Raw genomic sequence first — 12,920 nt, 5'->3', positions numbered from 1 at the left:
CTACTTTTTCTATTATAGAGGGGAAAAAGCATGTCTTGCACAATCTGATATAACTTTGGGGTTTTATTGCAACGCAACCAAATTTACAGATAGACAATAGTATGCTTTTTCCCTGCTGAAATTAATCTGCACGTACCTTCACATAGCGGCCGGGGGCCGGTTCGATGGCCTGGTAGCGGGCATTGCCGGGCTTGGCTTTAGGCTTGACGTCCTTGCCACCGTGCTCGGCCAGGAACTTGGCCCATTCCGGCCACCAGCTGCCGGGGTTTTCCGTCGCGCCGGCCATCCATGCTTCGCCGTCCTGCGGCTTGGCGGCGGCACGGCCCAAGGGCTTGTCGTTGGTCCAGTAGCTGCGCTTGTTCTTCGCGACCGAGTTGATCACGCCAGCGATGTGGCCGGATGCGCCCAGCACGAAGCGGTTGGCCTTGACCTTGCCCGGATTGAGGATGTTCATCGAGCTGAAGGCCGACATCCACGGCACGATGTGGTCTTCCCGCGAGCCGTAAATGAAGGCCGGCGCTTCGATGCTGCTCAGGTCGACCTTCTGGCCCGCCACTTTCAGCTTGCCGGTCTTGAGCTTGTTCTCCAGGTAGGTGTTGCGCAGATACCAGCAGAACATCGGGCCCGGCAAATTGGTGCTGTCCGAGTTCCAGTACAGCAGGTCGAACGGCGGCGGTTCATTGCCCTTCAGGTAGTTGGACTGCACGTAATTCCACACCAGGTCGTTTGGACGCAGGCTGGAGAAAGTGCTGGCCAGGTCGCGGCCCGGCATCAGGCCGCCGCCTTTCAGCTGTTGCTCGCGCATAGCCACCTGGGCTTCGTCGACAAACACGTCCAGCACGCCGGTATCGCTGAAGTCGAGGAAGGTGGTCAGCAGGGTCAAGCTGGAGGCCGGCTTTTCGCCGCGCGCCGCCAGCACCGCCAGCGCGGTCGACACCAGCGTGCCGCCGACGCAGAAGCCCAGCATATTCATCTGGTCCTGGCCGCTGATGTCCTGCACCACATGGATCGCCTCGATCACGCCCTGGTCGACATAATCGTCCCAGGTGGTGCCGGCCAGCGACTGGTCGGGATTGCTCCACGAGATCAGGAACACGCTGTTGCCCTGCTCCACCGCGTAGCGCACCAGCGAGTTTTCCGGTTGCAAATCGAGGATGTAGAACTTGTTGATGCAAGGCGGCACCATCAGCAGCGGGCGCTGGTGCACCGTGGCCGTGACCGGCTTGTACTGGATCAGCTGGAACAGCGGATTTTCATACACCACCGTGCCCTCGGTGGTGGCCAGGTTGCGGCCGACCTCGAACGCCGATTCGTCGGACAGCGAGATATGGCCCTTGTTCATGTCGGCCAGCATATTGGCCAGGCCCTTGGTCAGGCTCTCGCCCTTGGTGTCGATCAGCTTTTGCTGCGCCTCGGGATTGGTGGCCAGGAAGTTGGCCGGCGACATGGCGTCGATGATCTGCTGCACGGCAAAGCGGATCTTCTGCTTTTGCTGGCCCGAGGTGTCGACCGTGTCGACCATGGCATTCAGGAATTTGGCGTTGAGCAGGTATGATGCCGCATTGAACGACGACATGGGATTGCCCTGCCAGGCGGACGACGTGAAGCGGCGGTCGGCCACGTCGGGCGACTTGCCGGACAAAAACTCCTGCCATAAATCGCCAAAATCTTGCAGATACTGGTTTTTCAGCTGCTCCATGGCCTCTGGTTTCACCGAGGCGCCCACATCCTGCATCATGGCGGCCAGCGGATTGGCGTCCGTGGTGGGCGCCATATTGAACCAGGATTGCCACTGTCCGGGGTCGCTCATCTGCGACATCCAGGCGTTGGCAATGGCTTGAGGATCTGGCAAATTCATGTTTGATTCCCTAAAAATAGTTTAAATATCTTTAACTGGGCTGCTGATGCTGATTGTTGCTATTGCTTGGATCTACGTGGTCGGACTGATGGCTCTGACCGAGCCTACCGTCGTTGCGGGAATTGTAACGTTTTTGTTCTACTGCGTGCTGCCCTTGGGCACTTTGATCTACATCTCGGGCACCGGCAAGCGTAAAGCAAGGCGCCGCGCGGCCGAATTGGCGGCGCACCAGGCCCGCCAGGCCGCGGCCCAAACCGAAGCCGAAGACTAAGCCAGCCCCGGCTTGATTCATTTGATCCAGATCAATGCCGCCTGCCGGCCGGTGACGCCATCGCGCCGATAGGAGTAAAAGCGGCCGGAATTGGACACGGTGCAGAACTCGCCGCCATGCACCTGCATCACCCCAACCCGGTGCAGCACGTAGCGCGCCAGCGCGTAGATATCGGCCAGATACTTGCCCGGTTTGCCGTCGATGGGCGTAAACGCCGCTTCCACGTGGCGCACGCCGGACGCGTCGAGCGCGCCGTTCAGGAAAGCCTGCTTCACTTCATTCCCGACCTCGAACTGGTAGGCGCCGATCGCCGGGCCCATCCAGGCCATCAGCTCGCCTGCGCCAGCCGCGCGCATCGCATTGACGGTGTTTTCCAGCACCCCGGCGGCCAGTCCGCGCCAGCCCGCGTGCGCGGCCGCCACGGTCTTGCCTTCGACATCGCAGAACAGCACCGGCAGGCAGTCGGCCGTCATGATGACGCAGGGCTTGCCCGGCGCGGCGGAAAAGCTGGCATCCGCCTCCGGCACGTCCTGCGGCCCGATCCGGGCCACATCGACCACCGCCGTGCCGTGCACCTGCGACAGCCAGGCCGGCGTTCCCGGCAACAGGGCGCGCAGGATCTCGCGGTTGCGCGCCACATTGTGCGGCTGGTCGCCGACGTGGGTGCCCAGGTTCAGGCCGCCGCCGCCCATGCCGTCGTCATACGGCGCCGGGCTGACGCCGCCGCGCCGCGTGGTCGACAACACCCCCACATTGCCTGGCAAGCCAGGCCAATGCGGGATCAGCCAATGTGACGGGGTCGACATCAGATACCTTCCGGTACCTCGATGCTGGCGCGCGCCAGCAACTCGGCAAAATCGTCGGCCAGCGGCACGGTCCACTCGCATTGCTCGCCGGTGGCCGGATGCACCAGCCCCAGGCGACGCGCCTGCAGCGCCTGGCGCGGGAAGTAATCGGCCAGGTGCTGCTTGCCGTAGGTGGTGTCGCCCACCAGCGGGAAGCCGATCGACATCATGTGGACGCGAATCTGGTGGGTGCGGCCGGTCTCCAGGCGGCACTGCACCAGGGTCACGGGACGGCCTTCGCCCAGCTTGCCGCCGCCCAGCACCTGGTAGTGGGTGATGGCCGGCTTGGAGCCCATGCCGGTCGACACCGCCATCTTGATGCGGTCCTTCGGGTGGCGGCCCATCGACGAGTCGATCGTACCGCTGATGCGCGGCATGCCCCAGACGATGGCGAAATACTCGCGCTTGACGGTGCGCGCGGCCAGCTGGCGCACCAGGTCGGTCTGGGCCGGCAGCGTCTTGCCGACCACCATCAGGCCGCTGGTGTCCTTGTCCAGGCGGTGGACGATGCCGGCGCGCGGCACGCCCGACAGCTGCGGGCAGTGGTGCAGCAGGCCGTTCAACAGCGTGCCGGACCAGTTGCCGGCGCCCGGATGGACCACCAGGCCGGCCGGTTTGTTGATGACCATCAGGTGCTCGTCTTCGTAAACGATGTTAAGTTCCATCGCTTCCGGTTTAAAAGCCTCGTCTTCCGGCGCCGGTTGGGGCAGAATGACGATCTTCTCGTCGCCGTAGACGGTGTCCTTGGTGCTTTTGGCCGGTTTGCCGTCGACAGTGACGAAGCCGTCGGTGATCCACATTTGCAGGCGGCCGCGCGAGAATTGCGGCACCAGGTGGGAAATCACCTTGTCCAGGCGTTGGCCGCAGACTTCGGGGGTCAGTTCCAGTTGGATCGGAGCCAGACCGTCATCTTCGCCAAAATCACCGTCTTGCTCGACCAGAAGGTCGGCGTCGGATTCGTGATCGGAGGAAGATTCGGCCAAATTCGGCTTTGGAGTTAATATCACAGCATTCCCATCGGCTATAATCAGCCTATTGTAAAACTTTGGTTAAACAGCTTCTTGCAAAACATATGCAAAAAAAATTGAAAGTAGTCGCAGCAACGTTGGTTCTGCTTAGTTTGTCCGCTTGCGGTTTGTTCTCGGAGAAAATCGACGAGACTAAAGGTTGGAGCGCTACGAAATTATACTCGGAGGCGAGCGAAGAGCTGGATGGCCAGCACTACGAACGCGCAATTCAGTTGTACGAGAAGCTGGAATCGAGCTATCCGTTCGGCACTTACGCCCAACAGGCGCAGATGCAGATCGCTTACGCCTACTACAAATCCCAGGACCAGGCACAGGCGCTGGCAGCCGTGGAGCGCTTCATCAAGCTGCATCCCAACCACGCCAACGTCGACTACATGTACTACCTGCGCGGCCTGATCAACTTCAACGACCAGATCGGCTTCCTGAACTTCATCTACGAGCAGGACGCCACCGAACGCGACCCGAAAGCCACGCGCGAAGCCTACGCGGCCTTCAAACAGCTGGTGGACAAGTTCCCAAACAGCAAGTATACGCCGGATTCGCTGGATCGTATGCGTTATCTGATCAATGCGATGGCTTCGTATGAAGTTCACGTGGCGCGCTACTACTACCGCCGCGGCGCCTACCTGGCAGCGGCCAACCGCGCCATGGGCATCATGAACGACTACCGCGACTCGCCGGCGATCGAAGAAGCGCTGTTCATCATGATCCGCAGCTACGACAAGCTGGGCATGACCGAACTGCGCGACGACACCATGCGCGTGTTCAAGCTGAACTACCCTGCCAGCAAGTTCCTGGACGAAGGCAAAAAAGCCGAACGTCACTGGTGGAAGCTGTGGAATTAAGTTAAAAACTAGCAAAAACCGGGACCCAGGTCCCGGTTTTTTATTATTTACCCCGTTTTACGCTTCGACCCGGCGGCGGAAAATCCAGGTTTTATCGTCCGAGTCTTTCTTGTCGAACGCATAACCGTCGACATTGAATTTCTTCAGTTTCTGCGGGTCGGTGATGCCTTTGACGGCGGCGAAACGCGCCATCAGGCCGCGCGCGCGCTTGGCGTAGAACGAAATGATCTTGTATTTGCCGTTTTTCCAGTCTTCGAACTGCGGCGTGATCACCGGCACGTCCAGCAGCTTGGGCTTGACCGACTTGAAGTATTCCTCGGACGCCAGATTGACCAGCGTCTCGGCGCCCTGCTCGGCAGCGGTCTGGTTGAGCGCCTGGGTGATGGTCTCGCCCCAGAAGGCGTACAGGTCCTTGCCGCGCGGGTTGGCCAGGCGGGTGCCCATTTCCAGCCGGTGCGGGTGGATCAGATCCAGCGGCCGCAACATGCCGTACAGGCCGGACAGGATGCGGATGCGCGCTTGCGCATAATCGAGCTGGGCCGGCTTGAGGCTGCGCGCGTCCAGGCCGCCGTAGACGTCGCCGTTGAAGGCCATCACGGCCTGGCGGCCTTCGGCGGTGTCGTGGGTCCAGCTGGCGTAGCGGGCAACGTTGAGCGCCGACAGGTTGTCGGACAGATCCATCAGCTCGCCGATCTGCACCGGCGAAAATTCGCGCAGACGGGCTATCAGCTGGGCCGAGTGGTCGAGAAAATCAGGTTGGGAGTGCAACTTGGTGGTCGGAGGGGTCTCGAGGTCGAGACTTTTTGCAGGCGAAAGCACTATCAGCATAAGATTCCAGATAAACATTTTTACGAACTAAGCACATGATACCTGTTCCAGAGAAACTCACACCGACGCGCATCGTTATCGATACCAACGTCTGCCTCGACCTGTTCGTGTTCAAGGACCCGCGCTGGGCCGCGCTGCTGGCCGCGCTGGAAGACGGCACGGTCGAAGCCATCACCCGCTCCGACTGCCGCGACGAGTACAACATCGTGCTGCACTACAAGCACCTGCCGCTGGACGACGACTCCCGCCCGCTGGCGGCCGCCCGCTTTGACGAGCTGATCACGGTGGTCGCCCCGCCCGAATCCGGCATCCGCCTGCCGGTCTGCACCGACAAGGACGACCAGAAGTTCCTCGAAGTGGCGCGCGACGCCCACGCCGCCATCCTCATCACCAAGGACAAGGCGCTGCTGAAACTGGCCCGCCGTCTGGCCAAGGCCGGCATGTTCAAGGTCATGGTGCCAGAGGCGTGGAGCCCGGAAAGTTAAGGTTTTTTCACCACACCAAACCCGGCGCGCTGAGCTAGAATAGGCTATCTGTCCACTATACAGCCGCCATGAATAGCCGCAATAATCTGCCGAACAGCACGCCGACCACGCCGACCTTGACCAGCCGCCTGCCGGCCGTCGGCACCACCGTGTTCACCCGCATGTCCATGCTGGCCGCGCAAGCGAACGCCGTCAACCTGGGCCAGGGTTTCCCGGACTTTTCCTGCGAGCGCAGCCTGCTGCGAGCCGTCAACGACGCCATGCAGGCCGATTTCAACCAGTATCCGATGATGACCGGGGCGCCGGTGCTGCGGCACGCCGTCGTCGACAAGATCGCCGCCATCTACGGCCACCAGTACGACGTCAACACCGACATCACCGTCACCGCCGGCGCCACCCAGGCGCTGACCACCGCCATCCTGTGCTGCGTGCATCCGGGCGACGAAGTCATCGTCATCGAACCAAGCTACGACAGCTATGTGCCGGCCATTACGCTGGCCGGCGGCGTACCGGTGCTGGTGCAGATGCAGTCCGGCGCCGACGGCTACAGCGTGCCATGGTCCGCTGTCGCGGCCGCGGTCAACGGCAAGACCCGCCTGATCGTCATCAACTCCCCGCACAACCCGACCGGCAGCGTGCTGCGCGCCGCCGACCTGGAAGCGCTGGCCGACATCGTGCGCGGCACGGACGTGCTGATCCTGTCGGACGAAGTCTACGAACACATGGTCTACGACGGCCAGCGCCACGAATCGGTGTGCCGCCATCCGGAACTGGCGGCGCGCGCCTTCGTCGTCTCCAGCTTCGGCAAGACTTACCACGTCACCGGTTGGAAGATCGGCTATGTGGCCGCGCCGCCCGCATTGTCGGCGGAGTTCCGCAAGGTGCACCAGTACAACGTCTTCAGCGTCAACACGCCCATGCAGCACGGCATCGCCAGCTACATGGCCGATCCCAAGCCCTACCTGGATCTGCCGGCCTTCTACCAGCGCAAGCGCGACCTGTTCCGCGCAGGCCTGAAGGGCTCGCGCTTCGAACTGCTGCCGGCCGACGGCACGTATTTCCAGTGCGTGCGCTACGACAAAATTTCAACGCAAACGGAAGCGCAGTTTGCGGAGTGGCTGACCACCGAGATCAAGGTGGCGGCGATACCGGTATCGGCGTTTTACCAGCAGGGCAAGGAAACGGGCATCGTCCGCTTCTGCTTTGCCAAAAAAGATGAGACCCTGGCACTCGCGTTGGAGCGACTGGGCAAAGTTTAATTCGGGGACAAGAATCATGGCCGATACCAACCAGGCGGACGCGCCCCTCATCGCGGGCGAGTTCGCGGAACAAGAGCCGCCGCCGTCGGTGCTGCACCTGCTCAACCAGTCCAACCGCCGGCTGGAGCGTCTGCTGCAAAACCTGCGCAACGAGCACAACGCCGAAAGCGAATTGCGCGACATCGCGCGCGACGTGATCCACGCGGTCGACCTCAATCCCGATATCGCGCTGGCCTGCATCTTCCTATGCCAGATCGCCGGCAGCTACGCGGTGCGCCATTGCATCGAGACGGCCGTGGTGGTGGTGGTGATCGCCCGCAGCCTCAACAAGAACGCCACCGAAACGCTGACCGTGACGGCGGCCGCGCTGACGATGAACGTCGGCATGCTGCGCCATAACGACACCTTCCAGAACAAGAACACCCCGCTGACCAGCGAGGAAATGTCCATCGTCCGCCGCCATCCGGAGGAAAGCGTGGACCTGCTCAAATGCGCCGGCATCCAGGACGACGAGTGGATATCCTGCGTGCTGCTGCACCATGAGAACGACGAAGGCAGCGGTTATCCGGCCGGTGTCGCCAGCCCCGAGGTGACGCAGAACGCCAAGCTGCTGAGCCTGGCCGATCGTTATTGCGCGCAGGTGTCGGCCCGCAATTACCGCCGCTCCATCCTGCCCAACCTGGCCTTGCGCAACCTGATCGAAGACAAGGTGGCGCCGGTCGACGCCATGCTGGCGCAGGTGTTCCAGCGCGAGCTGGGCGATTTCCCGCCGGGCTCGCTGGTGCGTTTGCAAAGCGGGGAGATCGGCGTGATCAGTCGCCGTCCGGGTGGCGCCGGTGGTGTGCTGATCCATTGCCTGCGCGATCCGTCGGGGGCGGTGCTGTCGCCGGCCCCGCTGCGCAGCGCCGCCGACGAGGCCGGTACGATAGCCGAAGCCTTGAGCGAAGACGAGGCGTCGATCCGCTTCAGCATGAAGCAGATCTGGGGCCAGCAGGCCAGCCTCTAGTTCACTAGCGCGACAGGGATTCGATCTTGCGGTCGATGAAGGCTTGCAGCTCCGGCGACAGGCCGTTCGACGCGCGGGCGCGGCGGTAGGCTTCGCGCGCTTCCGGCAGATGCATGTCCGCTTGCAGCGAGATGCCCAGACCCATCCACCACACGCCGTTGCGCGGCGCCAGCTTCAGCGCCTCGCGATAGTATTGCGCCGCCTCGGTGTGGCGCTGCTCGCGCTGCAGCACACCGGCCAGGAAAGCCTGGTACTCGGCACTGCTGCCGGCGTACGGCAAGGTCGTCATCAAGGTTTCCAGCGCCGGACCGCCCTTCTCCAATTGCAGGCGCGCCAGCACCATCGCCAGGCCGGGCTGGCGTGGATCGATGCCCAGCGCCAGGCGCAACTGGCGCACGGCGTCCTCATTGCGCTTCTGTTCCAGCAGCAGGCTGATGTTGGTCTGGCGCGCCGCTTCGTTGCGCGGGTCGATTTCCAGCGCGCGGTCGAGGTCGGCCAAGGCGGCGCTGATGCGGCCTTCCTGCAAGGCCACCAGCGCGCGGCGATAGGTGTTTTCCGCCATCTGCTGCGGGCTGATGTCGTGGGTGATCGTGCCGACGCCGGCCGTGTCGTCGGCGTCGCGCGGGGCCGCCTGGCGGGCTGGCTTGCGTTCGGCCGGTGTTGCGGCGGGCTTGCGCGGCGCAACTTCAGCCGGCGCCGCTTCCGGCATCGCGGCGACCTTGACAGCGGGCGAAACGTGCTCGGCGACAGGCGCTGGCGCGCTTGCCTGAACCGGCGCGACTAGGGACGCGGGCGCGGGAGCCGCTGGCGGTGCCTTGGCCGGCGCGGCAGCAACGACAAGCGGCGGCGCCGCCGCCGCGCGATGGGCCTGCCAGTACTCCCAGCCATACCAGCCGCCGCCCGCCACCACCATCGTCGCCAACACCAGCACGCCGCCGATCACCAATGGCCGCTTGTCGCGCACCTGTCCGCTCACCGCTTGCAACTGCTGCTGGCGCAAAGCGCCATCGCCCGCCCCGCCGCGCGCATCCAGGTCCTGCAACATTTTATTAATCAAACTCATTTCGTCAACGCCCAAGTCAGGCCGCACGCGGCGATCAGCAAACTGACGCCGGCCATCAGCCATTGCCACGGCAAGCCCGTCCTAGACGGCACGGTATCGACCGCCGCCATATCGACATGGCGGCGCGTCACCTGCTGCTTGCCTTCGCCGAAGCATAGCATCAACGACTTGTTTGCCATAATGTTCACAAGCCGCGGTATGCCGCCGCTGGCCTTGAACAGGCGGCCGATGGCGCTGCGGCTGAACAGACGGCTGCCGGTATAGCCCGCCACGCGCAGCCGATGGGCCAGGTAATATTCCAGGTCGTCGCGGCTGAGCGGCCCCAGGTGGTAATGGAAGGTGATGCGCTGCGCCAGCTGGCGGATCGAGTTGGTCTGCAAATGCTGGTTCAGTTCCGGCTGTCCGAACAGCACGATCTGCAACAGCTTGCGCTTCTCGGTTTCCAGGTTGGTCAGCAGGCGCAAGGCTTCCAGGCTCTCCAGCGGGATCGCCTGCGCCTCGTCCAGGCACATCACCACCTGCTTGTCCTCGCGCGCCAGGTCCATCAGCCGCAAGGTCAGCGACTTGAGCAACTGATGCTGGTCGACGTCGCGCTCCAACGGCAGCTCCAGTTCATCGGCCAGCGCCAGCATCAGCGTGCGCGGCTCCAGGTAGGGATTGGGGATATAGGCCGTGACAAAACCCGGCCCCAGGGTCGCCATGAATTTGCGGCACAACAGCGTCTTGCCGGTGCCGACCTCGCCGGTGATCTTGATGAAGCCCTCGCCACTGCGCGCCGCCACCAGCAGCGTGTTGAGCGCCTGCTGCGAATGCGGGCTGGTGAAGAAGAAGCTGGTGTCAGGCGTGATCCCGAACGGCATCTCGCCCAAGCCGAAATGGGCCTGGTACATTTATTTGCGTCCTCCCGCAGGCGGCGCCAGTTGCTGGACCCGGCGGCTGGCGTCGTCGAGGTCCTGCGCATAACTGGCCGCGCCATCAACGATGGTGGGCTTGATCAACACCACCAGCTCGCGTTTCTGCGTGCTGCGTTCGGTGTTGCGGAACAAGGCGCCCAGCACCGGCACACTTCCAATGCCGGGCGCCTGGCTGTTGTCGTCGATGCTGGACTGGCGCATCAGGCCGCCGATGGCGACGATGCGTCCGTCCTGGCCGCGCACCATGCTGTCCATCTCCGACGTGCTCGACGCCGCCAGCGGCAGCTGCAGCGAGCCGGCGCTGCCCAGGTTAACGATCTTGTTCACGGTCGACACCTGGCTCACCGACGGATGCACGTGCAGCATGATGTTGCCCTCGTCGTCGATCTGCGGCGTCACGTCCAGCACCACGCCGGAGAAGAACGGCTGCAAGGTCACGTTGGGACTGGTGGTGTTGCCGCTGACGTTGGAGTTGGTGGTGGTGCTGACCCCGGTCACATAGAACTCGTCGGTGCCGATCTTCAGCACGGCCTTCTGGTTGTTCATGGTCGCGATGCGCGGGCTGGACAGCACGTGCACCGAACCCTGCGACTCCAGGAAGGAAATCATGGCGGCGAAATTACTGGTCTGGAACGCCAGGCCGAACAGCGAGCCGGCGTTGTTGGCGGCGTTCACCAGCGCGGAACCGGTGATCGCCGAAATGCCCGCCGTGCCGCCGCTGGTGATCACCGCCGGCTGGCCGCCACCCGCCGGCAACGGCGCCAGGCCGGTGCCCGGCGCCAGGAAGCCGCCCGACAAACGATTGCTCCCGCCACCGCCGAACGAGGCAAAGCTGGCCCAGTTGATGCCGCTCTGGAAGCCGCTGTTCAGCTGGACTTCGAGGATCTTGGCCTCCAGGATCACCTGGCGTTCGACGGCCAGGCGGGTCGCCTTCAGATACTGGTCGACGCTGCGCAGCTGTTCCGGCAAGGCGCGCACCACCACCACGCCAGACTGCGGGCTGATCACCACGCTGCGGCCCTCGCCGACGCCGCCGACCAGGGCCACCAGCGCCTCCTTCAGTTCGCCCCAGAAATCGGTGGCCGACGAAGTCTTGACGTTGCTGGAGTCTTCCATCGCATATTGCTGGTTGCCCTGCCCCTGCTGCTGAGGCTGGTTGCCCTGGCCATTGCCGCCGCTACCACTGCCGCTGCCGCCGCTCTGGCCGGACACCACCGAACCCACCGTGTTGACCGACGTCGACGACACCCGCACATTGGAGGTGCCCTTGCGCGAAGCGCTCAGGTAGTTGACCTGGAAGATGCGGGTCTGCATCGTCAACGGCCGGATGTAGATGCGCGTGCCCTCCACCTTGTAGTCGTAGCCGTACATCTCGCGCACCGCGTCGAGCGCTTCGAACAGCGTCACGTCTTTCAGGTTGGCGGTCACGGTGCCGCTGACGTCCGGGTGGATCAGCATGTTGTAGCGCGTACCGGCCACGATGGAATTGTAGAACTGCTGCACCGGCACCTGGTTGAAGGACACGTTGAAACGCTCCTCCATCACCGCCCGCGCCTTGGGCAACTCGGCCGCCATGGTCGCGGCCGGCGGCGGCAGCAGCGCCGCCTCCACCGCCGCCGAACTGGCGGACTGGGCGTGGGCATTGGCGGCGGCGTCGCGCACCTGCTGGGCTATGGTGTTGTAGGTGTCGCGCGGCGCCTCGGTCTGGCAGCCCGCCAGCGCGGCGGCCGCGCCCAGCATGCCGGCCCAGCGCAGCAGCGGGTGCAGGGATTGTTTACGTTTGCTCATTTGTTTTTCCCTGTCGGGTCAGCGGCCTCGGCCGGTTTGGGAAACAGGGTCAGGGTTTCCAGATGCTTGCCACGGCGGAGGACCACCGTATTGTCGTTGATGCGTTCGAGCACCGCGTCGCCCACCTTGGCGCCGGTGCGCACGGTGGCGCCGTCGATCACCGCCAGCCGCCGGCCGCCGGGCGCGCGGCCGATCAGGATCGATTGCAGCCGTGGTCCGGCCGCGACGGCGCCCTCCGCTGCGGCCTCGCTCTCGGGTGCGGCCATCATGGCCGGGGGACGGGTCGGGTCGGCCAGTTTCTGCGCGGACGCCGGCAGCGCCAGCAGCAGCGGCAGCAGCCATGTCAGCCGGCGGTTCAGAGTGCTATCCATTTCTGGTCCAGGCTCAGGGTGTACAGGGTCAGCGTCAGCCGGGCCTGCGGAAATTGTCCGGCATCGAGGGCGGCGGCGCCCCACAACAGCTGGGTCGGCATGGCCTCCAGCGCTTCGAGGTAATCGATCATCTCCAGGTAGCTGCCTTGCAGCACCAGTTGCACGCCATGGCGATACAGCAGCGGCGTGGGCGCGGCCGGCGCGGCGGCTGGCGCGCTGACGGCGGCGGCGCCGGCGGGCGGCTGTTTGGCCGTGGCCGCTGCCGCCTGCACGATGGCGGCCGGCGTCAGTTGCGGCGCGGTCGCCGGCCGCGCCGGCGCCGGCGCCGGCGCCGGGTCCAGTGCCTCCACCGCGTCGAA

Annotated in this window: 13 protein-coding genes and 1 pseudogene; 5 read left to right on the top strand and 9 right to left on the bottom strand. The window is 63.9% G+C overall.

What is annotated here, in order from left to right; genetic code table 11:
• Window positions 1-121: 121 nt before the first annotated feature.
• Window positions 122-1,858: a class I poly(R)-hydroxyalkanoic acid synthase gene (gene phaC, locus AC07OK_RS28795; protein ID WP_494693481.1), complete on the bottom strand. Its 1,737-nt coding sequence runs from the start codon at window positions 1,856-1,858 to the stop codon at window positions 122-124.
• A 46-nt stretch (window positions 1,859-1,904) separates the two neighbouring features.
• Between phaC and AC07OK_RS28790 the strand changes: the two genes are divergently transcribed.
• Window positions 1,905-2,129, top strand: a complete 225-nt coding sequence (locus AC07OK_RS28790; RefSeq protein WP_332856109.1) for a hypothetical protein — start codon at window positions 1,905-1,907, stop codon at window positions 2,127-2,129.
• Window positions 2,130-2,146: 17 nt separating this feature from the next.
• Here the strand turns inward: AC07OK_RS28790 and pgeF are convergent, their stop codons facing one another.
• Both pgeF and AC07OK_RS28780 read right to left on the bottom strand, forming a co-directional pair.
• Window positions 2,147-2,935, bottom strand: a complete 789-nt coding sequence (gene pgeF / locus AC07OK_RS28785; RefSeq protein ID WP_494693480.1) for a peptidoglycan editing factor PgeF — start codon at window positions 2,933-2,935, stop codon at window positions 2,147-2,149.
• Window positions 2,935-3,981, bottom strand: a complete 1,047-nt coding sequence (locus AC07OK_RS28780; protein ID WP_492931905.1) for an RluA family pseudouridine synthase — start codon at window positions 3,979-3,981, stop codon at window positions 2,935-2,937. The genes pgeF and AC07OK_RS28780 overlap by 1 nt, the downstream gene beginning before the upstream one ends.
• Window positions 3,982-4,046: 65 nt before the next feature.
• On the opposite strand from AC07OK_RS28780, the gene AC07OK_RS28775 reads away from it, so the two are divergent.
• Window positions 4,047-4,847 carry an outer membrane protein assembly factor BamD gene (locus tag AC07OK_RS28775; RefSeq protein ID WP_332856112.1) on the top strand — a complete coding sequence of 267 codons (801 nt, stop codon included), beginning with the start codon at window positions 4,047-4,049 and terminating at the stop codon, window positions 4,845-4,847.
• 57 nt (window positions 4,848-4,904) lie between these two features.
• Here the strand turns inward: AC07OK_RS28775 and yaaA are convergent, their stop codons facing one another.
• The gene (yaaA, locus tag AC07OK_RS28770) at window positions 4,905-5,675 is read right to left on the bottom strand and encodes a peroxide stress protein YaaA (RefSeq protein ID WP_494693479.1); all 771 of its coding nucleotides are present in this window, start codon (window positions 5,673-5,675) and stop codon (window positions 4,905-4,907) included.
• A gap of 35 nt (window positions 5,676-5,710) precedes the next feature.
• Between yaaA and AC07OK_RS28765 the strand changes: the two genes are divergently transcribed.
• From AC07OK_RS28765 to AC07OK_RS28755, 3 genes are all read left to right on the top strand, one after another.
• A complete protein-coding gene (locus AC07OK_RS28765; protein ID WP_494693478.1) occupies window positions 5,711-6,160 on the top strand; it encodes a putative toxin-antitoxin system toxin component, PIN family in 450 nt (149 codons plus the stop codon).
• Between the two features lie 68 nt (window positions 6,161-6,228).
• Window positions 6,229-7,419 (top strand): pyridoxal phosphate-dependent aminotransferase, encoded by a 1,191-nt coding sequence (locus AC07OK_RS28760; protein ID WP_494693477.1) that lies wholly within the window; start codon window positions 6,229-6,231, stop codon window positions 7,417-7,419.
• A 16-nt stretch (window positions 7,420-7,435) separates the two neighbouring features.
• Complete coding sequence (locus tag AC07OK_RS28755) at window positions 7,436-8,425, top strand: HD-GYP domain-containing protein (RefSeq protein ID WP_494693476.1); 990 nt, start codon at window positions 7,436-7,438, stop codon at window positions 8,423-8,425.
• A gap of 4 nt (window positions 8,426-8,429) precedes the next feature.
• Here the strand turns inward: AC07OK_RS28755 and AC07OK_RS28750 are convergent, their stop codons facing one another.
• From AC07OK_RS28750 to AC07OK_RS28730, 5 genes and pseudogenes are all read right to left on the bottom strand, one after another.
• Window positions 8,430-9,488, bottom strand: a complete 1,059-nt coding sequence (locus AC07OK_RS28750; RefSeq protein ID WP_494693475.1) for a tetratricopeptide repeat protein — start codon at window positions 9,486-9,488, stop codon at window positions 8,430-8,432.
• Window positions 9,485-10,378 (bottom strand): ExeA family protein, encoded by an 894-nt coding sequence (locus tag AC07OK_RS28745; protein ID WP_494693474.1) that lies wholly within the window; start codon window positions 10,376-10,378, stop codon window positions 9,485-9,487. Before AC07OK_RS28745 ends, AC07OK_RS28750 begins: the two co-directional genes overlap by 4 nt.
• On the bottom strand, window positions 10,379-12,190 hold the full coding sequence (gene mshL, locus AC07OK_RS28740) for a pilus (MSHA type) biogenesis protein MshL (RefSeq protein ID WP_494693473.1): 1,812 nt from the start codon (window positions 12,188-12,190) through the stop codon (window positions 10,379-10,381).
• Window positions 12,187-12,561, bottom strand: a complete 375-nt coding sequence (locus tag AC07OK_RS28735; RefSeq protein WP_494693472.1) for an MSHA biogenesis protein MshK — start codon at window positions 12,559-12,561, stop codon at window positions 12,187-12,189. Before AC07OK_RS28735 ends, mshL begins: the two co-directional genes overlap by 4 nt.
• Window positions 12,546-12,920, bottom strand: a pseudogene (locus AC07OK_RS28730) (type II secretion system protein GspM); the annotation flags it as partial. The gene AC07OK_RS28735 and the pseudogene AC07OK_RS28730, both read right to left, overlap by 16 nt.

Source organism: Duganella sp. GW821-FHT07G03 (assembly GCF_059418605.1).
This window is presented reverse-complemented; position numbering and strand designations above follow the sequence as displayed.